Annotated in this window: 18 protein-coding genes; 9 read left to right on the top strand and 9 right to left on the bottom strand. The window is 71.5% G+C overall.

All coding sequences use genetic code 11. The annotated features are described in order from the left end of the window. On the top strand, nucleotides 1-822 hold the full coding sequence (locus ACFYZQ_RS24225; protein ID WP_389151270.1) for an SAM-dependent methyltransferase: 822 nt from the start codon (nucleotides 1-3) through the stop codon (nucleotides 820-822). A gap of 85 nt (nucleotides 823-907) precedes the next feature. Next, on the top strand, nucleotides 908-1,279 hold the full coding sequence (locus ACFYZQ_RS24230) for a four-helix bundle copper-binding protein (protein WP_389151273.1): 372 nt from the start codon (nucleotides 908-910) through the stop codon (nucleotides 1,277-1,279). A 73-nt stretch (nucleotides 1,280-1,352) separates the two neighbouring features. Here ACFYZQ_RS24230 and ACFYZQ_RS24235 read toward each other — a convergent pair whose 3' ends face one another. Next, nucleotides 1,353-2,663: an LCP family protein gene (locus tag ACFYZQ_RS24235; protein ID WP_389151276.1), complete on the bottom strand. Its 1,311-nt coding sequence runs from the start codon at nucleotides 2,661-2,663 to the stop codon at nucleotides 1,353-1,355. Between the two features lie 119 nt (nucleotides 2,664-2,782). Here ACFYZQ_RS24235 and ACFYZQ_RS24240 point away from each other — a divergent pair, with 119 nt between their 5' ends. Continuing rightward, nucleotides 2,783-3,340, top strand: coding sequence for an acyl-CoA thioesterase (locus tag ACFYZQ_RS24240; protein ID WP_389151278.1), 558 nt, complete (start codon nucleotides 2,783-2,785; stop codon nucleotides 3,338-3,340). A 91-nt stretch (nucleotides 3,341-3,431) separates the two neighbouring features. On the opposite strand, the gene ACFYZQ_RS24245 is transcribed toward ACFYZQ_RS24240, so the two are convergent. Continuing rightward, nucleotides 3,432-4,799: an LCP family protein gene (locus ACFYZQ_RS24245; RefSeq protein ID WP_389151281.1), complete on the bottom strand. Its 1,368-nt coding sequence runs from the start codon at nucleotides 4,797-4,799 to the stop codon at nucleotides 3,432-3,434. A gap of 215 nt (nucleotides 4,800-5,014) precedes the next feature. Here ACFYZQ_RS24245 and ACFYZQ_RS24250 point away from each other — a divergent pair, with 215 nt between their 5' ends. Continuing rightward, complete coding sequence (locus tag ACFYZQ_RS24250; RefSeq protein ID WP_389151283.1) at nucleotides 5,015-6,043, top strand: glycosyltransferase family 2 protein; 1,029 nt, start codon at nucleotides 5,015-5,017, stop codon at nucleotides 6,041-6,043. Between the two features lie 28 nt (nucleotides 6,044-6,071). Here the strand turns inward: ACFYZQ_RS24250 and ACFYZQ_RS24255 are convergent, their stop codons facing one another. The 4 genes from ACFYZQ_RS24255 to ACFYZQ_RS24270 form a co-directional block, all read right to left on the bottom strand. Beyond that, nucleotides 6,072-7,658 carry an LCP family protein gene (locus ACFYZQ_RS24255; RefSeq protein WP_389151386.1) on the bottom strand — a complete coding sequence of 529 codons (1,587 nt, stop codon included), beginning with the start codon at nucleotides 7,656-7,658 and terminating at the stop codon, nucleotides 6,072-6,074. A gap of 411 nt (nucleotides 7,659-8,069) precedes the next feature. Beyond that, nucleotides 8,070-9,836, bottom strand: coding sequence for an LCP family protein (locus ACFYZQ_RS24260; protein WP_389151286.1), 1,767 nt, complete (start codon nucleotides 9,834-9,836; stop codon nucleotides 8,070-8,072). A 231-nt stretch (nucleotides 9,837-10,067) separates the two neighbouring features. Beyond that, on the bottom strand, nucleotides 10,068-11,279 hold the full coding sequence (locus ACFYZQ_RS24265) for an LCP family protein (protein ID WP_389151289.1): 1,212 nt from the start codon (nucleotides 11,277-11,279) through the stop codon (nucleotides 10,068-10,070). Nucleotides 11,280-11,417: 138 nt separating this feature from the next. Continuing rightward, on the bottom strand, nucleotides 11,418-12,173 hold the full coding sequence (locus ACFYZQ_RS24270; RefSeq protein ID WP_389151292.1) for a TIGR03089 family protein: 756 nt from the start codon (nucleotides 12,171-12,173) through the stop codon (nucleotides 11,418-11,420). A 111-nt stretch (nucleotides 12,174-12,284) separates the two neighbouring features. On the opposite strand from ACFYZQ_RS24270, the gene ACFYZQ_RS24275 reads away from it, so the two are divergent. The 5 genes from ACFYZQ_RS24275 to ACFYZQ_RS24295 all read left to right on the top strand — a co-directional run bounded on the left by ACFYZQ_RS24275 (nucleotide 12,285) and on the right by ACFYZQ_RS24295 (nucleotide 17,501). Beyond that, entirely contained in the window at nucleotides 12,285-13,688 is a 1,404-nt protein-coding gene (locus ACFYZQ_RS24275) for a peptidoglycan recognition protein (RefSeq protein WP_389151389.1), read from the top strand. Nucleotides 13,689-13,858: 170 nt separating this feature from the next. Beyond that, entirely contained in the window at nucleotides 13,859-14,941 is a 1,083-nt protein-coding gene (locus ACFYZQ_RS24280) for a sugar phosphate nucleotidyltransferase (RefSeq protein ID WP_389151295.1), read from the top strand. Between the two features lie 107 nt (nucleotides 14,942-15,048). Further along, nucleotides 15,049-15,873 carry an NmrA family NAD(P)-binding protein gene (locus ACFYZQ_RS24285; protein ID WP_389151298.1) on the top strand — a complete coding sequence of 275 codons (825 nt, stop codon included), beginning with the start codon at nucleotides 15,049-15,051 and terminating at the stop codon, nucleotides 15,871-15,873. Nucleotides 15,874-15,941: 68 nt separating this feature from the next. Beyond that, a complete protein-coding gene (locus ACFYZQ_RS24290) occupies nucleotides 15,942-16,943 on the top strand; it encodes an AraC family transcriptional regulator (RefSeq protein ID WP_389151300.1) in 1,002 nt (333 codons plus the stop codon). A gap of 15 nt (nucleotides 16,944-16,958) precedes the next feature. Then, entirely contained in the window at nucleotides 16,959-17,501 is a 543-nt protein-coding gene (locus ACFYZQ_RS24295; RefSeq protein ID WP_389151303.1) for a DUF1772 domain-containing protein, read from the top strand. A 3-nt stretch (nucleotides 17,502-17,504) separates the two neighbouring features. On the opposite strand, the gene ACFYZQ_RS24300 is transcribed toward ACFYZQ_RS24295, so the two are convergent. From ACFYZQ_RS24300 to cofD, 3 genes are read right to left on the bottom strand one after another with little or no spacing between them, the layout of a single operon-like run. Continuing rightward, complete coding sequence (locus ACFYZQ_RS24300) at nucleotides 17,505-18,515, bottom strand: DNA-3-methyladenine glycosylase family protein (RefSeq protein ID WP_389151306.1); 1,011 nt, start codon at nucleotides 18,513-18,515, stop codon at nucleotides 17,505-17,507. Between the two features lie 60 nt (nucleotides 18,516-18,575). Beyond that, nucleotides 18,576-19,886, bottom strand: a complete 1,311-nt coding sequence (locus ACFYZQ_RS24305) for a coenzyme F420-0:L-glutamate ligase (RefSeq protein ID WP_389151308.1) — start codon at nucleotides 19,884-19,886, stop codon at nucleotides 18,576-18,578. Then, complete coding sequence (gene cofD / locus ACFYZQ_RS24310) at nucleotides 19,883-20,842, bottom strand: 2-phospho-L-lactate transferase (RefSeq protein WP_389151311.1); 960 nt, start codon at nucleotides 20,840-20,842, stop codon at nucleotides 19,883-19,885. The genes ACFYZQ_RS24305 and cofD overlap by 4 nt, the downstream gene beginning before the upstream one ends. Nucleotides 20,843-20,846: the final 4 nt, after the last annotated feature.

Here is a 20,846-nt window from a genome sequence, read left to right on the forward strand (position 1 = left end):
ATGTCCGAAACCCAAGCCGCCGGTGACGAAGGCGTCGCGCGCATGTCCCGGATGCGGACCGACGTGTCCCACTCGGCCCGCATCTGGAACTACTGGCTGGGCGGCAAGGACCACTACCCGGTGGACGAGGAGGTCGGCGAGCAGATCCTCGGCTTCGTGCCGGCGCTGCCCCGCTCCGCCGTGGCCGACCGGGCGTTCCTCGCGCGGGCCGTGCGCTATCTGGCCGGGGAGGCGGGGATCCGGCAGTTCCTGGACATCGGCACGGGCCTGCCGACCGCCGACAACACCCACGAGGTCGCCCAGCGCGTCGACCCCACGTCCCGGATCGTGTACGTCGACAACGACCCCCTCGTCCTGACCCACGCCCACGCGTTGCTCACCAGCACGCCGGAGGGGGCCACCGACTACATCGATGCGGACGCGCACGACCCGGAGAGGATCCTGGCGGGCGCGGCGCGGACGCTGGACTTCGACCGGCCGGTCGCCATCACCATGCTGGGCATCCTGAACTTCGTCATGGACACGGACGAGGCGGTCTCCATCGTCCACCGGCTCCTGGACGCCGTACCCTCCGGCAGCCACCTGGTGATCTCCCACCCCACCACGGAGGTGGACGGCGAGGCGATGACCCAGGCCGTGGAGTACTGGAACAGTCAGGGCTCGGCACCCATGACCCTGCGCAGCCGTGCCGACCTGGTACGCCTCTTCGACCGGGTGGACGTACTCGAACCGGGCATCGTCTCCTGCTCCCACTGGCGTCCGGAGGAGGGCCCGGAACCCGTCGCGGTCACCCACTTCGGCGGTGTCGGCAGGAAGCCGTAACAGGAATGGCAGTACCCGCGGGTCGGGCGTAGGACGGAAGCACACGGAGCCCGTCCCTGGGCACCCATGCCTCCGAGGAGGAACCATGACCGCACCCCGAACCCAGCCCGCCATGGGAGCGATGAGCAAGGAGATGCAGGACTGTGTCGAGGCGTGCATGGCGGCGCACACCATGTGCGAGCAGGCCATGAGCTCCTGCATGCAGCTGGGCGGCCAGGCCCAGATGCAGATCATGCGCGCGCTCATGGACTGCTCGGAGATGACCCGCATGTGCGCCGACATGATGATGCGGCGCTCGCCCATGGCCCAGGAGATGTGCGCGATGTGCGCCAAGGCGTGCGACATGTGCGCCGAGGCGTGTATGTCCATGCCGGACGACCAGCAGATGATGCGCTGCGCGGAGGCGTGTCGCCGCTGCGCGGAGATGTGCCGCTCGATGGCCGGCGCCACGATGTGACCCGGGCCTGAGCCCACTCCCCGAGGGCACCCGCTCCCCTGGTGGGTGCCCTCGGCCGTGTCCGCAGACCGGCCTAGTTGCCGGAGACGGTGACCTTCTCGTCGTTGTTCAGCTCGTTCACCAGCGTCTTGACCTTCGCCTTGTCCCAGACGAGGTTGCCGCCCGTCGAGCCGGAGACCGGCATGTTCATGGACGTGCCGTCACCGCCGCTGACGCCCTTCATCGCCCAGAACATGGACGCCAGGTCCCACAGGCTCATGTCCTTGTCGACGGTGAGCGAGTCCAGGCCGGCGCTCATCGTCGGGTAGAACTTGAAGGGGTTCAGGACCGTCGACGGGGTGGCCACCTGGTGCGCGAGGGCTGACAGGAACTTCTGCTGGTTCTTGGTGCGCTGCAGGTCGGAGGTGGCGAAGGCGTGCCGGGTGCGGACGAAGGCGAGGGCCTGCTCGCCGTTCAGCTTCTGCTTGCCCGCCTTGAAGTCGGCTCCCGAGTACTTGTCCTTGAAGCCCTTGTCGATGTTGATCTCTACACCGCCGACCGCATCCACGATCTTCGCGAAGCCGGCGAAGCCTATCTCGACGTAGTGGTCTATGTGCAGGCCGGTGTTGTACTCGACCGTACGAACGAGGAGCGTCGGGCCGTCGAACGCGTATGCCGCGTTCAGTTTGTTCGGTCCGAGGGGGCCCTTGATCTTGCCGGACTCCGAGCCCTTGAACGTCGGAATCGTCACGTTCGAGTCGCGCGGCAGCGAGATCAGTGTGTCGCCGCTGCTTCCGACGTGCAGGATCATCATCGAGTCGGTGCGCTGCCCCTCGGCGGAACCGGTGTGCAGCCTCTTCTTCTCCTCGGCCGACATGCCCTTGCGGCTGTCGGAGCCGACGATCAGGTAGTTGGTGCCGTCGCCCGTCGCCGGCCGGTCGATGACCGTGGACAGGTCGACGTCGCGGTGGAGCTTGGAGTCGGCCCAGAAGTAGGTCGCCACCGAGGTGACGACCAGCACGGTGGCCACGGTGATCGCGGTCCACTTGATGCGTCTCCGCCAGTTCGGCGCGGGCCGTGGGCCGCGGGTGCCGGCGCCCGCCGGTCCGCCCGGGCCGCCGCCGGGGTTGCCGTAGACCTGGCCCGTGTTGTAGCCGCTGTCGTACCCGTAGCCGTCGTCGTGGCCCTGGCCGTCGACGTACGACGGCTGCTGCGGGACCCCGCTGCTGTACGGCGGCGGCGCCGCCGGGCCGGGCGTGCCGTACCCGCCCTGCCCCGGCGGGGACCCGGGACCGCGCCGGACCTGGCGCATCACGCGTGCGCCCTCAGGCTGCGCGCCGGCACTGCCGCGTCCGTAGCGCGGGCCGCGGTTCTCGTCGGACCATCCCTCGGGCCAGTCATTCATGGGCCCCAGTGTGCCGGGCACGACCAGGTGCCTTACAAGGCCTGTCGGGAAATCAGGGCGCCGCTGTTGCGAACCCCATACAAATTCCGCGAATGTCACCTCGGCATATGGTGGGGGTCATGACAGACCAGGCCACCGCGGCGGAGTCGGGTACGCCGGACATCCCCGGCAAGCCGACGTCCGCGTCCCGGACCACGCTCAGCCACATCATGACCCACAACGACACCAACCTGCTGGGCACGGTCCACGGCGGTGTGATCATGAAGCTGGTCGACGACGCCGCGGGCGCGGTGGCCGGCCGGCACAGCGGGGGCCCCGCCGTCACCGCGTCCATGGACGAGATGGTCTTCCTCGAGCCGGTCCGCGTCGGCGACCTGGTCCATGTGAAGGCCCAGGTCAACTGGACCGGCCGGACCTCGATGGAGATCGGCGTCCGTGTCCTCGCCGAACGCTGGAACGAATCCACCCCGCCCACCCATGTCGGCTCCGCCTACCTGGTGTTCGCCGCGGTCGACGCCGACGGCAAACCCCGCCGTGTCCCGCCCGTCGTCCCGGAGACCGAGCGCGACGAGCGCCGCTGCCAGGAAGCCCAGATCCGCCGCACCCACCGTCTCGCCCGCCGCCGGGCGATCCGGGAGCTGAGGGAGAGGCGTGCGGCGGAGGGGTACGAGGACTAGGCCCCTCTGCTGGGCCTCCTGGGACTCCTGGGCCTCCTGGGCCTCCTGGGCCTCCTGGGACTCCTGGGACGATGGTCACGGCCCCGGCTCATCAGCACCGCACCTCGTCGCCCCGCAGCACCGTCGTGTCCGCCTGGCCGGCCGGGGCCTCGGCCCGGACCTTTCGTACGTTCCTGAAGTCCGACCCGGCGATCACCTTCAGCATCGGTCCCTGACCGGGCACCGCCCGCAGCTCGCTGCCGGGCAGGGCCGCGGCCAGGGACTTGGCGGAGCGGTCCCAGCGGGGGTCGAAGAGGACCACCGTGCGGCGCACGTCGTGGACGGGGGCGTCCACCGGCAGGTGGGTGGTGGCGAAGCCGGTCGCCGCCAGCGCCGCGTCGACCCGCCTGCCCAGGCCCACGGTCCGGGTGCCGTTCTGCACCTGCACGCGGATCCGCTGCGGCGCGACCTCGACGGGGGCGACCGGGTCCCGCCGGGGCGGGCGGGGGGTGGCCAGGGGACGGTCGTCGCGCAGGGCCTGGAACAGCTGCTCGGCCTTCGGCCCGTCCCACTTCAGCGTCGAGCCGATGCCCTTCACCGGGTAGGCCATCTGCCCGATGGGGACGGTCGTGAACTCGGACGAGGAAGGGGAGAAGTTCCGCATCGCCCGGCCCAGGTCCAGCAGCTCGTCCGTGCCGAAGCCCTCGTCCGCCCGGACCGAGCCCAGCACCGCCCGGGTCACGTCCCGGAACCGCATCGGGTTCAGCAGCACCCCGGAGGAGGTCGACCGCTCGACCAGCGCCGCGAGGAACCGCTGCTGGCGTCTCATCCGGCCGAGGTCACTGGCCGCGTCGACGTGCCGGGCGCGGACGTACTGCAGGGCCTGCCCGCCCATCAGGGTGTGCGTACCGGCCGGGAGGTCCAGCCCGGTGTACGCGTCCCTCAGCGGCAGCGGGGTGCAGACCCGGACGCCGCCGAGTACGTCCACGGTTCGCATGAAGCTGGTGAAGTCGACCTCCAGATAGTGGTCGATCTTCACATGGGTCATGTTCTCGACCGTGCGCACGGTGAGCTGCGGCCCGCCCTCCGCGTACGCCGCGTTGAGCTTGAGGGGGTGCGGGGCGTGGCGCTGCCCGGTGATCGCGTCGACGTGCGCGGGCGCCTCGGCGTAGGAGTCACGCGGCAGGCTCACCACGCTCGCCCGCTCCCGGTCGTCCGAGATGTGCACGATCATGATCGTGTCGGTGCAGTGGCAGGGCGCCCCGCCCAGCCGGTACTTCCGCCGCGCCTCCTCGTCGACCTTGTCCCGGCCGTCGGTGCCGACCAGCAGGACGTTCATGCCGTGGCCCGCCCGCGGGCGGTTCTTCATGTCCTTGAAGGCGTCGACCCGGGCGATCCCCGCGTCCAGGCTGCTGACCACCGCGTGCCCGATCCCGGCCGAGGCGAGCACCACCACCGAGAGCGTGGTCACGGCCCGCATGGCCCAGCGCGGTCGTCTCCGCCGGGCGGGCGGCCGCGGCATCCGCTGCGGCCGGGGCGGTCGCGGGCGCTGCCGGGGTCGGGCGGGAGAGCCTGGCTGCGTGACGGGCATGGGGACACCTCCGTGAGCACCGTAGGCCCATACGATCTCCAGCCCGGGGCAGCGACCCGGCGGCGCGCAAAGGCATCCCCCGTTCGCGGTAACGTGAGGCCCCTATGAACGCCAACCCCGACGTGCGGCCTCCCGCCGTTTCTGTGATCATGCCCGTCCTCAACGAGGAACGGCATCTGCGCGGGGCCGTCCGAGCCATCCTCGCGCAGGAGTACGCAGGCGAGATGGAGGTGGTGATCGCCCTCGGCCCGTCCACGGACCGCACGGACGAGATCGCCGCCGAACTGGTCGCCGAAGACCCCCGCGTGCACACCGTCCCGAACCCGACCGGCCGTACGCCCGCCGCGCTGAACGCCGCGATCAAGGCCTCCCGCCATCCGATCGTGGTGCGCGTCGACGGGCACGGCATGCTGTCGCCGAACTACATCGCCACCGCCGTGCGGCTGCTGGAGGAGACCGGCGCGCAGAACGTCGGCGGCATCATGCACGCCGAGGGCGAGAACGACTGGGAGCACGCGGTCGCCGCCGCGATGACCTCGAAGATCGGTGTCGGCAACGCCGCCTTCCACACCGGCGGCGAGGCCGCGCCGGCAGACACCGTCTACCTGGGCGTCTTCCGGCGCGAGGCGCTGGAGCGGCAGGGCGGCTACAACGAGGAGTTCATCCGCGCCCAGGACTGGGAACTGAACTTCCGCATCCGTGAGGCGGGCGGGCTGATCTGGTTCTCGCCGGAGCTGCGGGTGTCGTACCGGCCCCGGCCGAACGTGCGGGCGCTGGCCAGGCAGTACAAGGACTACGGCCGCTGGCGGCACGTGGTCGCCCGCTACCACGAGGGCTCCATCAACCTGCGCTACCTCGCCCCGCCGACCGCGGTGTGCGCGATAGCGGCGGGGATCGTGGTGGGCGTGGCCCTGACCCCCTGGGGCTTCGTGGTCCCCGGCGGTTATCTCGCGGCGATCGTCGCCGGTTCGGTGCCCGCGGGCAAGGGCCTGCCGGTGAAGGCCCGGCTGCAGATCCCGCTGGCCCTCGCCACCATGCACATGTCGTGGGGCTGGGGCTTCCTGACCAGCCCCCGCTCCCTGGCCAAGAAGGTCATCGCCTCACGCCGCCCCGCGGTGCTCGTCACCGACTGAGGCCGCGCGAGGCACCCGTCGGCCCGGGCTACCAGGTGTAGCCCGGGTTGACGTGCATGCACTGCTTCTTGTCCGCGCCGTTGATGACCTGCGCCGAATCAGGGGTGGAGTCGTCCTCCTTGGGCGCGGTGTACTTGGTGCCCGACCGCCAGTCGGCGCCGACCACCAGCGTGATCCCGGAGACGTCCGTGGACTTCTTCACCGCGGCCACCGGGATGCCGAGCGCCTTGGCCACCCGCTGGGCGTCGCCCTCCAGATCCGCGCTCGGGTAGCGGATCACCGTCGTGGCCTCGCTCAGCGCGGCGGAACGATCCGCCACCGCCTGTGTGAACCCCTTGCCGAGGAGAAGCTGGGCGACCGTGTTGGCCCGCCCGCGGACCGGCGCCAGGGTCTCGGACCGCGTGCCGTTCTCCACCTGCACGGCGATCTTGTCGTCGGCCGCGGCCGGGTCGGAGCTCGCCTTCGCGGCGGTGGACTCCTTCCTCTGGCTCTTGCCGTCCAGGGCGATGTCCTCGCGGACCAGCCGGAACAGCTTCGCGGCGTCACCCGGCTTGGGCACCACCCGGCCATCGGTGGCCGAGACGTACTGCCACGGCATCGTCGTCATGGTGATGCGCTTGGTGGGGACCTTCTTGAGTTCCTTGCTCAGGTCGTACAGCTTCGCCACCGTGCCGAGCCCGTCGTCCACCGTCAGAGCCTTGGTGGCCGTCTCGGCGAGAGACTGCAGCTTGCCCGGGTTGCTCAGCGTGGCGTTCTCACGCAACTGGCGGACCATCGCGTTCATGTACTGGTGCTGGGCCTTGGCCCGGGCTATGTCGGTGTTGTCCTCGAAGCCGTACCGGGTGCGCAGCCACTGCAGGGCCTGGACGCCCTTGATGTCGGTGGTGCCCTTCTTGAGCTTCAGGCCCGAGCCGTGACCCAGACGGTCCTTGGAGTGGATGTTGGCGTCCACGCAGACCGGCACACCGCCGATCGCATCGGCCATGGACACCACCCCCGCGAAGTCGATCATCATGAAGTGGTCGATGTGGATGTCGGTGAGCTTCTCCCAGGTCGCCACCGTGCAGCCGGGGCCGCCGCGGCCCAGCGAGTCGTTGGTCATGGTGAACGTGGTGGCCTGGTACACCTTGCCGCTGTCCGGGTCCGTGCACTTGGGCATGTCCAAGCGGGTGTCGCGCGGCATGCTGACCACCGACATGTTGGTGCGGTCCGCCGAGAGGTGCAGCAGCATCTGGACGTCCGCGCGCGGCGCGGTGTTGAACGTGTCCTTGGCGCCGCCGAGCTTCTGGTCCTCTTTGTTGTTCCGCCCGTCCGACCCGATCAGCAGAATGTTCAGCGGCGTCTGGCCGGCCGCGTTCGCCTGGGACGCCGCCGCCCTGTCCTTGGCGTCCCCGATGTTCAGGGGGTCCTTCCTGATGTTGCCGTTCAGGTGCTGGTAGTAGAGGTAGCCCGCTCCCGCGGTGCCGAGTATGACCACCGCCAGCACCGTCGCCGACCAGCGCAGCGCACGTCGTCTGCGCCGTGGTGGGTTCTCCTGCGTACCGTCCCGGCCTCTCCCGCCACCGTGCCGGCCCTGTCCGGCCGACGCGTCCGCCCCCTGCGGCTCGAGCGACATCGTGTCCTTCACCGCGGGACCCTCCCCATGCATGCTGCTCCGCACCAACTCCCTGCCCCTCCCCACCCTGCGCCCTCACCTGGATACGTACGTCCTTGCCCCTTGTCAGACGCACGAGGGGCCCATTGGGTTACCTGCCGGGCGCACACCATGTCGTCCGCCGCGGACAACACACCCGGTTACGCCCGCCTCCCGGACCTGAGCGCGCCTCATCATTCTGCAGCCAGTCAGGAGACTGCCGGGGGTTCCCGGCGGGAACCGGAGGCCTCGGTTTCCAGGTGCGACACGGTGCGTACCCGTCCGGGCACCGACCGGTGCCGGAGCCGTCCAGGGACAGCCGTGTCACACGGAACGGGCCTGTCCCACGCCCTCTCGGGCGTGGGACAGGCCCGTCCGGTGGCCCTCAGCGGCTCAGCCGGCGCACTTGACCTGGTTGGCCGTGGTCTTGTCGACGTTCGGGGCCTTGCTAGGAGCGGTGAAGGACACTCCCGCACCCTTGAAGTCCTTGCCCAGCGTCAGCGTCATGGCGGGCAGGCCCTGGGAGTTGATCACGCTCTTGCCGGGCTTCATCGCGGATCCGGACAGCCCCAGGATGGCGGCCAGCCGACGTGCCTGGGGCGCCTGGTCGGGCGCGTACTCGAGCGTCGTCTTGCTCAGTGCGGCGGGTGCGTTGCCCGCGTTGTCCGACTTGAGCACGCCCGCGTCGTTCTGCAGGTAGCTGAGTTCCGCCTGTGCGCTGCCGCCCGGGGCCCCGCCGTTGTAGATGCGCACCCGGACCTCGGAGGGGGCGGACTTGGTGCCCTTGAGAAGGGCCGCCTGCGCGTCCTTGGCCGCCTTCTGCTTCTTCTTCACGTCGGAGAAGGAGACGTCGTTCTTGATCGCGTCGAAGACCGCCGGGGCGGCGTTGGGCTTGACGATCACCGTCTTGTGGATGGCACCGTCGGCCGGGTTGTCGACCACCGGCACGGTGGTGAAGGTCAGGTTCTTCGGGTTGAGCTTGCCCAGCTCCAGCCCCAGGTCCTTCAGTTTGCCGATGCTGTCGAGCTGCGAGTCGACGGTCAGCGCCTTGGTGCCGGCCTCGGCCAGCTTCAGCATCTTCGTCGGACTGGTGAGCGTCGAGTTGGAGCTCAGCTTGCGCATCAGCGCGCTGAGGAACTGCTGCTGCAGCTCGATCCGGCTCAGGTCGCCGCCGAGACCGACCGAGTGCCGGGTACGCACGAACGCAAGCGCCTGCTCGCCCGAGATGTTGTGCGGGCCCTTGGACAGGTTCAGGTGCGAATCCTTGTCGTTGATGTCCTTCGCCAGGCAGACATCGACCCCGCCGACCGCGCTGGTCAGCGTCTTGACCGCGTTGAAGTCGGCGACCATGAAGTCGTCCGGTTTGATCCCGGTCACCTCGGTGACCGTGCGCATGGTGCAGCTCGGCGTCCGGCCGTCCTGGCCGAGGCTGGTGTTGAACCGTTGGTTCTGGGTACCAGGGATGACCTTCATGGAGCCGTCGGCCTGCTTGGTCGGGCAGTCCGGCACGTTCACGATCAGGTCGCGCGGGATGCTCAGCGCCGTGGCGTTGGAGCGGTCCTTGGAGATGTGCAGCAGGATGTTGGTGTCGGCGTGCCCGACGCTGCCCGCGTCGCCGTACCCCTCGTTGCCCTTGCCGGTGCGCTTGTCGGTGCCGATCAGCAGGATGTTGATCGCCTTGTCCTTGCGGAAGCCACCGGTGCTCGCGCCGTCGTCGGAGACGGAGGTGATGTTGTCGTTGAGGTGCTTGATGTAGAGGTAGCCGGCCGCGCTGACGGCGACCAGCACGAACGCCATGCCGCCACCGGTCCACAGCAGGATCTTCTTGGCCTTCGACTTCTTCTTCACCGGCCGCCGGTTGCGCCGCCCCGGCGGAGGCTCGGGAGGGCCGCCCCGGCGCCGTCGCTGCGCCGGGAACTCGGGCCCGGACATGTCCCGGCTGCCGAGGTCCGGCGTCCCGCGCCCGGGCGCGGCGGCCCGGCCGCCGGCCCCGCCTCCCGCCGCGCCCGCACGGGGCGAGGTGGATCTGCGTGGTCCCGGTACCGTCGACTGCGGTGCGGAAGCGCTCAGTCGCAGTTCGTATTCGCCGGTGTTCGGATTGAGCACCCACTGGTCTGCGGGATCGATGTTGTCCGCCCGCCCACGTCCTTGCGCGTCCACGGTTGTCCGAATCCTCCGTTGGGGCCACGCGGCGCCCTTCCCCCCACCAGGCGCACGGGTCTCGGTCAATCAGTGCACGACCCCAGGACAGACCTCGCGGCCGGGTGCACCGGATCGCTCACACTATCCGCCCAGTTCAGCGTCCAACGACGCTCGTGACAAATTCCACCTTCCTACAACTGGGCAATCCGTCGCATTCTCCTGAACACAGGTACGGCTTTGGCGGTCGCTTTACTCACAGCTGTCCTCTGCTGCGGTGTTCCCGCGGAAGGTCGGGGTGGGGGAGGGAGCGTTCCGCCGGTCGTCGGAAGGGTCGTCAGGGCGGTCGTCGCCGAGGTCGCCCGCGTGAGATTCCGGTGTGACTTCCCGGGCCACCGCGACCGGCTGGTCCGCGCGCAACCGTGCGAAGAGTCTCTCGGCGTCCGGTTCCACCAGCTGGTCACGATTGGAGTTGTAAACGTACGACTCCCGCGGAACGGTCATGAATCGCATCTGGTCGGTGGGTATGTTCCGCAAGCCGCGCACCAGTTGGTAGAGGCCGCTCAGGCTCGCCAGTCCCGGGTCCGTGGTGAGCGAGGAGGTGGCCGCGTCCAGCACCGGGTAGAGCTTGACCGGGTTCAGCAGGACGTCGTCGCTGCGTACCTTGCTGACCAGTGCCCCGAGGAACCGCTGCTGACGGCCCATCCGGTCGGTGTCGCTGCCGTCGCCCAGGGACTTGCGGGCCCGCACGTAGCCGAGTGCCTGCTCGCCGTCGAGCGTGACCTTGCCCGCGGGCAGTCGCAGCTTGGCGGCCTTGTCGTCGATGGGCCTGCTCAGGCACACCTCGACGCCGTCGACGGCGTCGACCATCTCCTTGAAGCCGCTGAAGTCGACGACGACGTGGTGGTCGATCCGGATGTCCGTCAGCTTCTCGACGGTCCGGATGGTGCAGGCCGACCCGCCCACTTGGAAGGCCTGGTTGAACATCGCGAACATCGGCTCGCTGCGGCTGCCGTCCGCGCGCCGGCAGCTCGGTATGTCCACCATCAGGTCGCGGGGCAGCGACACGGCGGTGGCGCTGCGCCGGTCGGCGGCCAGGTGGAGCAGGATCGTGGTGTCGGACCGCTCACTGCCCAGGTCCCGCCCGTAGGCGTCGTTGCCGTCCCCCGAGCGCGTGTCCGACCCGATCAGCAGGATGTTCTGCGCGTCGTGCACCAGCGCCGTGGGCCGTTCCCGCTCGTACCGGGCGAGCTCGGCGGCGGCCGCGTCGTCGGCCGTGATGTTGGCGCTCAGCTTCGCGTACACCGCCCATCCGCCCCCGGCCGCCGCCAGGAGCAGGACCCCGGCCCCCAGGGCCGCCCCCTTCGCCCACCGCCGCCGGCGCCTGCGTATGCGCCCCTCGGCGGTGGCGGAGGCACCGGAAGGCGGGGTCCGGCCGGAGGGGCTGCCTGCGCTGTCGGTCACGGCCGGCCCCCTCACGGCGTACGAGCGTCACGTTCCTGGTTCTTACGACCATGACGTGAGGGGGAGGTCAGAGAGGGCTCTTGCTACTCCGAACGGGTGACGGCAGCACGCTCCCCCAGGGGCCCGTCCGGCGGGGCCCTAGTGGCGCGCGGCGGTCACCCGTTCGCTCTCGATCCGCCTGGCCAGAGCCTCTCCGTCCAGCCTCTCCAGGTGCCGGCACAGCACCACGGAGCCTCCGGAGGCCAACGGCGCGTACAGCCCCGCGCTCAGCCCCTCCCAGGTGTCGTACGGCAGCCCGGACAGCAGCCGGGACCCGGGCCCCGTCAGATCGAGCGACGGGGCGTCCCGGACCGCCCGCTCCACCACCTCCGCGCCCGTCAGCTCCGCGCCGGCCACGATCAGTGCCGGCTCCTCCGGGTCGACCGGCGAGAACGGCGCGAACCGGTCGCCCTGACTCGGCACTTCCACGGCGTAGTCGACGAAGCCCTCCGGCGTCTGCGGGAACCGCCCGCCGAGCGGCCGCAGCGCGAGCGCGACCCGCTCGCCACGGCACGCGCGCGCCGCGTCCAGCGAGTCCGGTCCGCTCACGACGACGTCGGCCGCCGCCGGGTCGCCGGACACGTCCGCGATCACCCCCACCGACGAGCAGGCCAGCAGCCACACCGCCGTCTGCCAGTGGGCGGGCAGCAGCAGTGCGACCCGGTCGCCGGGCCCGGCGGCGAGGTCGCCCTGGAGGAGGTTGGCGGTCTTGGCCACCCAATTGGCGAAGGTGGCCACGGACAGTTCGACGCGTTCGCCCGTGGCGTCGTCGTAGAAGGTCACCAGGGGGCGTCCGGGATCGGCGGCGAGCGCGGATCCCAGCAGGTCGGCAGGGGTGCGGTCGGTGGCGTTCACCCGCGCAAGGGTACGCGGCGGCGCGGCCGGGGACGGCGCGGCGGGGCCACCGGTTCGGCGGAACGCCAGCCGACGATCCGTCAGTTCCCGGATGGACAGATTTATATGACTATGCCCAAGATCATGGGCATGCACGGATTCCTCACTTCCTCGATCGGCGTCTCCTCGGTCGGTGTCACGTGCGCGGCCGCCCTCACCCTGCCGCTGGCCACGCCCGCAGCCGCCGCCGAGGCGAGACCGGCACCGACCGCGCAGCGGGCCGCGGCCACCGCCACCCGCACCCCCGAGCGGGCCGCCCCCGGCGGCACCCAGTCCCTGCCTCTGGTGCCCCTGACCCGCGACCGCGACGGCGGGGCGGCCCCCGAACAGGGCCTGCACCGCGAGCGGGTACGGCGTTTCTCGCTCCTCGGCGTCGTCTGGAACGACCCCGGCACCGAACTCCACGGCCGCGTCCAGGTCCGCACCCGCGCCGCCGGCACCGGCAGGTGGTCCGGCTGGCAGGACGTCGAGGCGCACGACGCCGACCACGGCGCCGACCCCGGCACGGCGGAGCGCGCCTCGGGACAGGTGCGCGGCGGCACCGCACCGCTGTGGGTGGGCGACTCGGGCGGGGTCGACGTACGCGTCCGGGCGGACGCGGGCCGGGCCGGCGGCGTCCGCCCCCGGCTCCCTTCCGGTCTGCGCCTGGAACTCGTCGCCCCCGGTGACGAGCCGCCGCCCGGCGGGCCCGCGGCCGACCCTCCGAGCAACGCCGGCCTGTCGGAGGCCGAGGCCGCCGCGTCCGCGGTCAACACCGACCTCGCGCCCTTCGCGGCCACCGAGATCCCCGCCCTCGGCAGGGCGGACACCGAGATGCAGCTACTGGCCCTGCGGGGCGACCAGCTGACCGAGGCTCAGCGCAGCAAGCCGTACATCGGGCCGCGCCCGCGCATCGTGACGCGGCGCGGCTGGGGCGCGGACGAATCGCTGCGCGAGAAGGGGTTCGTCTACACCCAGAAGATCAAGGCGGCCTTCGTCCACCACACCGCCTCCGGCAACAACTACAGCTGCTCCCAGGCGTCTTCCGTGATCCGCAGCATCTACCGGTACCACGTCCGCAGCCTGCGCTGGCGCGACATCGGCTACAACTTCCTCATCGACAAGTGCGGAACCATCTACGAGGGCCGCGCCGGGGGAGTGTCCAAGGCGGTCCGCGGCGCGCACACCCTCGGCTTCAACGAGAGCAGCATGGGCATCGCCGTGATCGGCACCTACGGCTCGGGCAAGCCGTCCTCCGCCGCGGTCAAGGCCATCGCCGGGCTCACCGCCTGGAAGCTCGGACTCTACGGGGGCAATCCCCGCGGAAAGACATATCTGAAGTCGGGCGGTGGCAATCTCTACCCGAAGGGGAAGAACGTACGACTCAATGTGATCTCCGGACATCGGGACGGATACGCCACCGACTGCCCAGGCAAACGGCTCTACGCCAAGCTCGGCACGGCACGTTCCACCGCGGCGCGCTACCAGGGGCGCTGACGGACGGAGAGGACACTCGTCGCCGGGGCCCAGCCGGGGAATCCGCTTCCGATGCCGCGGGACACCGCGCGGCCGTCGAGCGCCGTCACACGGTCTGCTTACCGCGGTCTGCATACACTGGCCGGCCGAAACACAGTTCGGCCGGTCCCGGCAGGAAGCAGAGACGACAGGTGACAGAAGCGATCCTCCTGGTCGGCGGCAAAGGCACCCGGCTGCGCCCGCTCACGGTGCACACGCCCAAGCCCATGGTCCCGGCGGCCGGGGTCCCGTTCCTCACCCACCAGCTGGCCCGGGCCAGGGCGGCGGGCGTGGAGCACATCGTGCTCGCGACGAGCTACCTGGCCGAGGTCTTCGAGCCGTACTTCGGGGACGGTGCCGAGCTGGGCCTCCACATCGAGTACGTCACCGAGGAGGAGCCCCTCGGCACCGGCGGAGCCATCCGCAACGTCGCCGCGCGCCTGCGCTCCGGCCCCGACGAGCCGGTGCTGATCTTCAACGGCGACATCCTGACCGGCCTGGACATCAGGGCGCTGGTGCGTACGCACGAGGAGACGTCCGCGGACGTGTCCCTGCACCTCACCAAGGTGACCGACCCCCGCGCCTACGGCCTGGTCCCCACCGACGACAACGGCCGTGTGCTCGCCTTCCTGGAGAAGCCGCAGACCGCCGAGGAGATCGTCACCGACCAGATCAACGCCGGGGCGTACGTCTTCCGCCGCTCGGTCATCGACACGATCCCGGCGGGCCGGCCGGTGTCGGTGGAACGGGAGACGTTTCCGGACCTGCTGGCGGCGGGCGCCCATCTGCAGGGCATGGTGGACTCCACGTACTGGCTCGACCTCGGTACGCCCGCCGCCTTCGTCCGCGGCTCGGCCGACCTGGTCCTCGGGCGGGCGCCGTCCCCGGCCGTCCCCGGCCGCTGCGGCGACCGTCTGATCCTGCCGACCGCCATGGTGGCGTCCGACGCCAAGCTGACCGGCGGCACCGTGGTGGGGGAGGGCGCGTTCGTCGCCGAGGGCGCCCGGGTCTCCGGCAGCACCATCCTGTCCGGCGCCGTCATCGAACCCGGCGCCGTCATCACCGACTCCCTCATCGGGGCCCGCGCCCGCGTCGGCGAACGCTCCGTCCTCACCGGCACGGTGATCGGCGACGGCGCGATCGTCGGCCCCGACAACGAACTCCGCGAAGGGGTCCGGGTGTGGTGCGACGCGCGGATCCCGGCGGGGGCGGTGCGGTTCTCGTCGGACCAGTAGCCGGTGCCCAGGGCAACAGCCGGCCGCGCAGGGGCGGAGACGCCTGCTTATGCGACTGAGCGTTGCGGCTATGGCCGTCGCCCACCAGGCCACAGTTGACTGCTCGTATGACCCGCACACACGGCACCGAGACGACCCTGATCATCGGCGGCACCGGCAAGACCGGGCGGCGTGTCGCCCAGCGGCTGACCGCCCGGGGCCTGCCGGTGCGCATCGGCTCCCGCTCGGGCGAGCCGCCGTTCGACTGGCAGGAGCCCGGCAGTTGGGAGCCGGCGCTCGACGGAGCCACCGCCGTCTACGTCACCTACCACCCGGACCTCGCCTTCCCCGGAGCCGCCGAAGCGGTCGGTGCACTCTCCGAACTGGCCGTAGGCAAAGGCGCGCGCCGACTCGTACTGCTCTCCGGACGCGGCGAGGAGGGCGCGGTGAACAGCGAGAACCGGCTCAAGGACTCGGGCGCGGACTGGACCGTCGTACGGGCCAACTGGTTCAACCAGAACTTCAGCGAGAGCTTCTTCCTGGAGCCGGTCCTGGCCGGGGAGCTGGCGCTGCCGACCGCGGACGCCGTGGAACCGTTCGTCGACGCCGACGACATCGCGGACGTCGTGACCGCCGCCCTCACCGACGACCGGCACATCGGCCGGACCCACGAACTGTCCGGCCCCCGGCCGCTGAGCTTCCACGACGTGGCCGCCGAGCTGTCCAGGGCCACCGGCCGCGAGATCAGGCACACCCCGGTCTCCCTCGACGACTACCGGCTGACATTGCGGGAGCACGGTCTGCCGGTCGAGTTCGCCGATCTCTTCGAGCTCATCCTCGACGGGCGCAACGCCGACGCCACGCACGGCGTACGGGAGGCTCTCGGACGGGAGCCCGTGGACTTCGCCGAGTTCGCCGGGAAAGCCGCAGCCACCGGCGTCTGGACCGCCTGACCCACACACGTCCTGCCCCACACTCGTCCTGACCCCCACCCTCGTCCTCGTCTGCGACAGGTCATCACATGGACGCTCTGGCCGGCCTTCTCGAAGGCCTGAAGGCACGCGGCTCGTTCCTGCTCAAGTCGGTCTTCCGGCCCCCGTGGTCGCTGCGCATCGAGGACCGCGCCCCGGTGTCCCTCGTCACCATGGTCCGCGGCGACGCCTGGGTGCTGCCCGACGGCGGAACACCAGTGCTGCTGAAACCGGGCGACCTGGCCGTGCTGCGCGGCCCCGACCCGTACACCGTCGCCCACGACCCGGCCACCCCCGTGCGCGTCGTCGTGGGGCCCGACCAGCGGTGCAGCACGGTCGACGGCACCGACCTCACCGACTCGATGGCGCTCGGTGTCCGCACCTGGGGGGACACCGGCGGACCGGACACGTCCGTGATGCTCAGCGGCACCTACCAGGCCCCGGGCGCGGTCGGCCGCCGCCTGCTGGACGCCCTCCCCGCCCTTCTCGTGCGCACCGCCGCAGGCGCCGACGACCCGCTGATCCCCCTGCTCGCCCAGGAGATCTCCCGCGACGAGCCGGGGCAGGAAATCGTCCTCGACCGGCTGCTGGACCTGCTCCTCGTCAGCGTGCTGCGGGACTGGCTCGGCGCACGGGAGAACGGAGTCCCCGCCTGGTACCGCGCGCAGTCCGATCCGGTCGTCGGCCCCGCTCTGCGTCTCCTCCACGACAACCCGGCGCGGCCCTGGACCGTGGAGACCCTGGCCCGCAAGGTCGGTGTCTCCCGGGCCGCCCTGGCCCGCCGCTTCACCACGGCCGTGGGGGAGCCGCCGATGGCCTATCTGGCCCAGTGGCGTCTCACCCTCGCCGCGGACCTGCTCCGCGACCCCGACACGACCCTGACCAAAGTGGCCCACCAGGTCGGCTACGGCAGCGCGTTCGCGCTCAGCTCCGCCTTCAAACGCGTGCGCGGCGTGAGCCCCCAGGAACACCGGTCGACGGGCGGGATGCCAGAGCTGCCTTCCCCTCCGCCACCGTCCAGGACGGTCGTCCTGGGCCGACGATCCCACTGAGAAAGAGGCCTGCCCATGTCCGTCACCCCCCTGCCTCGTTCCGGCGGCGCGACCGGCGTGCCGCTCGTCCTGGCCTGCACCGCGATGGGACTCCTGTCCGGCCTGTTCTTCGCGTACGATCTGTCGGTCATGCCGGGCCTGTCCCGTCTGGACGACGCGGCCTATCTCACCGCGATGCGCGACTTCAACGACGAGATCGACAACAGCGGCCCGTTCGCGATCGTCTTCGTCGGCGCGCTGGTGGCCACGGTGTGGGCTGCGGTCGCCGCCTACCGGCAGGAACGCAGGGGCGCGGCCGCGTGGGCCGCCGCCGCCGGTGTGCTCTACCTGGCCGTACTGGTGATCACGGTTTCGGTGAACCTTCCCCTGAACAACGAACTCGCCGGTCTCGGCGACCCGGCCAAGGCCGCGGACCACTCGCTCGTCGACAGGTTCGAGGGGGTCTGGTCGACGGCCAACATCGTGCGCACCGTGCTCACCACGGCCGCGGTGGCCTGCCTGGCGCAGGCGCTGAGGCTGCACGGCCGGACCGGCACCGCGGCCGTGCGGCAGGGCTGAGGCTCACAGCCGGCCGATGTCGCCGACAGGCATGCGCGGAGCCCGCCGCGGTGGCACCCGTCCGCTCAGCAGGATCAGCCGGGCCGCCCGGTGCCGCTGCCCCGCGTACGGCTCCAGCAACTCCAGCATCACGGCGTCGTCCGCGTCTCGGTTCCCGGCCAGCGCCCACCCGATGATCCCCGGCAGATGCAGATCCCCGACCGTCACCGCGTCCGCCGCCCCATGACTGCGCTGCACGGTCTCGGCGGACGTCCACGGTCCGACCCCCGGCACGACCTCCAACCGCGCCTGAGCGAGCGCCGGCTCCATCCCGACCGCCTCCTCCAGCCGCGCGGCGACCCGTACGGCCCGCAGGATCGTCGACGCCCGCTTGTTGTCGACCCCGGCCCGGTGCCACTCCCAGGACGGGATCAGCGCCCACGTCCGCGGTTCCGGCATCACGTACATCCGCCCGGGCGCGGGCCCCGGCGCCGGCTCCCCGAACTTCCGCACCAGCAACCGCCACGCCCGGTACGCCTCGACGGTCGTGACCTTCTGCTCCAGGACCGACGGGATCAACGACTCCAGCACCAGCCCGGTCCGCGTCAGCCGGAGCCCCGGCCGCCGGTGCCGGGCCATCGCCACCACCCGGTGCCGGGGCGCGAACGCGGCGGGATCGTCGTCGGCACCGAGCAGCTGCGGCAACCGCTCCAGCAGCCACTCGGCCCCCGGCCCCCACGCCTGGCCGCGCACCTCGCCGCCGTGCGCCGACACACGCAGCGTCCCCGGCCCGGCGGGCGTCCGGCTGGCCCGCCACACCGCCCCGTCCGGCGCCGCGTGGAAGGTCGGGTCCCCGGGGCCGCGCCTCAGCGGCCCGAGCACCAGCCCGAGATCGAGCGGACCGTCGGGCACCCACGTCCGCCCCCGCCCCGGTCCGGCGGCCTGCCGGGGGATGCCCGCGGGCGCGGGGGGCACGGGGACATGACCGCCGCGTACGGTCGTACGCGTGGGCCGCGGAGCGAAACGTCCTGCCACGATCGAGATCCCTGGGGCCGCCGGAGTGGTGCTACGAGACTAAGTGGTCCTGCCGGCCGCTCAGCGCACCTCGATGAACGCCCCCGCCTCCCGCTCCGGCCGCGGCCTCGGCTCCTCGGCCGGATGACCGATCGCCACCGCCCCCATCGGGTCCCAGTTCTCCGGCAGGTCCAGCACCTCGCGCACCACGTCCCGGCAGAACATCGTCGAGGACACCCAGGCCGAACCCAGCCGCTCCCCGGCCAGGGCGACCAGGAAGTTCTGCACGCCGGCCCCGGTGGCGACGACGAACATCTCGCGTTCGGCGCCGTCCCGTCGCGGGTCCCCGTAGGTGTGCGAGCCGTCCATGACGAGGCAGGGCACGACGAGGTAGGGGGCGCCCCGCAGCACGTCGCCGCGTCGCACCCGCTTGGCGATGGACTCCTCCGTCTTGCCGTCCCGTCGCAGGTCGGTGATCCAGGCATCCCGCATGGCGTCGAGCAGCCGGGTGCGCGAGGCCTGCGACTCCAGCAGCACGAACCGCCACGGCGTCGTGTGGTGCGGTGCCGGTGCCGTCACGGCCGCCGCGACCGCCCTGCGTACGGAGCCCGGATCGACCGGCTCGTCCGTGAAGGCCCGTACCGTACGCCGCTGGGTCACCGCCTCCCGGACCGCCTCGGAGGTGCCCAGCCGGAACATATCGTCGCGCGCGACGCGCACCATGGCACGCGCCCCTTCGCCGTGGTCGTCGGCCACGGTGTGCGGCAGCCCGCGCACCACGGCGACGGGCAGCCCGGCGGCCTTGCCCTTGACCAGATCGCCGGCGGCGGCCAGCTCGTCCGCCGTGGCGACGACGGTGGCGGAGAGCGGATTGCCGTATGCGTCCGTGCCCCCGCGCAGGTCGTCCAGCACGCGCACGCCCGCGGCGCCGATCGCGACGTCCGTGAGGCCCGCGCGCCACGGCCGTCCGAAGGTGTCGGTGATGATCACCCCGACGTTCACGCCGAGCGCGTCCCGCAGCCCGTCCCTGAGGGCCCGCGCGGACGCGTCCGGGTCCTCGGGCAGCAGCAGCACCGTGCCGGACGGCGTGTTGGAGGCGTCGACCCCGGCGGCCGCCATGACCAGGCCCTGCCGGTTCTCGACGATCCGCAGCGGGCCGCGCCGCGCCACCACGCGTACGGTCTCGGCGTCGATCGCGGCCTCCCGGTCGGCGGCCTCTACGACCCGGCCCTCGGCCTTCGACACGATCTTCGACGTGACGAGGAGCACGTCCCCGTCGGCCAGCCCGGGCCCGGCACCGGCGATCAGCTTCGCGAGATCGTCCCCGGGCTGGACCTCGGGCAGGCCCGGGACGGCCCAGACGCGGTAACCATCCGCAGACGCGTCGCTCATGCCTGCCGCACCTCCTCCGCCAGCGTCAGCGCCTCGCCGGCCATCCGCGCCGCCGCGTCGACGTCGGTCATCATCAGCGGCACGGCCCGGCAGCGGATGCCGGCGGCCTCGACCCGCTCGACCGTGCCCGCGTCCACCGTGTCCACCAGCCAGCCGTCCAGCAGCCCCGAGCCGTAGTGCTCGGCCACCGCCGCGGCCGTGGACTCTACGCCGACCGCCGCGAGCACCTTGTCGGCCATCCCGCGCACGGGCGCGTCCCCGACGATGGGGGAGAGGCCCACCACCGGCACCCCGGCGTCGGCGATCGCCTCCCGGATGCCGGGCACGGCGAGGATCGTGCCGATGGAGACGACCGGGTTGGACGGCGGGAAGAGGACGACGTCCGCGGCCGCGATGGCCTCCAGCACCCCGGGTGCCGGCTTGGACTGCTCGGCGCCCACCGGCACGACCGCCTGCGCCGGGACCGAGGCCCGCAACCGCACCCAGTACTCCTGGAAATGGACCGCCTTGCGTTCGCCGTCCACCTCGACCGCCACGTGCGTCTCCACACGGTCGTCGGTCATCGGGATCAGCCGCACCCCCGGCTTCCAGCGGTCGCACAGCGCCTCGGTGACCGCGCTCAGCGGATACCCGGCGCCCAGCATCTGCGTCCGCACTATGTGCGTGGCGAAGTCCCGGTCGCCGAGACCGAACCACTCGGGCCCGACCCCGTACGCCGCGAGCTCCTCCTTGAGGTGGAACGTCTCGTCCGTCCGCCCCCAGCCCTGTTCCTCGTTGATGCCGCCGCCGAGCGTGTACATCACCGTGTCGAGGTCCGGGCAGACCTTCAGCCCGAAGAGGTGGATGTCGTCCCCGGTGTTGCCGATGACCGTGACGTCCGCGTTCGGCACGGCCCGCTTCAGACCGCGCAGGAACCGGGCACCACCGATGCCGCCTGCCAGAACCACAATGCGCATGGGA

The organism is Streptomyces sp. NPDC001843 (assembly GCF_042891955.1).
Taxonomy (GTDB): domain Bacteria; phylum Actinomycetota; class Actinomycetes; order Streptomycetales; family Streptomycetaceae; genus Streptomyces.

Bases quoted from the DNA above. Each gene is read 5' to 3' on its own strand.
- ACFYZQ_RS24245 (WP_389151281.1), bottom strand. From the start codon at position 4,799: ATGCGGGCCGTGACCACGCTCTCGGTGGTGGTGCTCGCCTCGGCCGGG.
- ACFYZQ_RS24225 (WP_389151270.1), top strand. From the start codon at position 1: ATGTCCGAAACCCAAGCCGCCGGTGACGAAGGCGTCGCGCGCATGTCC.
- ACFYZQ_RS24230 (WP_389151273.1), top strand. From the start codon at position 908: ATGACCGCACCCCGAACCCAGCCCGCCATGGGAGCGATGAGCAAGGAG.
- ACFYZQ_RS24295 (WP_389151303.1), top strand. From the start codon at position 16,959: ATGTCCGTCACCCCCCTGCCTCGTTCCGGCGGCGCGACCGGCGTGCCG.
- ACFYZQ_RS24235 (WP_389151276.1), bottom strand. From the start codon at position 2,663: ATGAATGACTGGCCCGAGGGATGGTCCGACGAGAACCGCGGCCCGCGC.
- cofD (WP_389151311.1), bottom strand. From the start codon at position 20,842: ATGCGCATTGTGGTTCTGGCAGGCGGCATCGGTGGTGCCCGGTTCCTG.
- ACFYZQ_RS24255 (WP_389151386.1), bottom strand. From the start codon at position 7,658: ATGTCGCTCGAGCCGCAGGGGGCGGACGCGTCGGCCGGACAGGGCCGG.
- ACFYZQ_RS24285 (WP_389151298.1), top strand. From the start codon at position 15,049: ATGACCCGCACACACGGCACCGAGACGACCCTGATCATCGGCGGCACC.
- ACFYZQ_RS24275 (WP_389151389.1), top strand. From the start codon at position 12,285: ATGCCCAAGATCATGGGCATGCACGGATTCCTCACTTCCTCGATCGGC.
- ACFYZQ_RS24305 (WP_389151308.1), bottom strand. From the start codon at position 19,886: ATGAGCGACGCGTCTGCGGATGGTTACCGCGTCTGGGCCGTCCCGGGC.
- ACFYZQ_RS24240 (WP_389151278.1), top strand. From the start codon at position 2,783: ATGACAGACCAGGCCACCGCGGCGGAGTCGGGTACGCCGGACATCCCC.
- ACFYZQ_RS24250 (WP_389151283.1), top strand. From the start codon at position 5,015: ATGAACGCCAACCCCGACGTGCGGCCTCCCGCCGTTTCTGTGATCATG.
- ACFYZQ_RS24290 (WP_389151300.1), top strand. From the start codon at position 15,942: ATGGACGCTCTGGCCGGCCTTCTCGAAGGCCTGAAGGCACGCGGCTCG.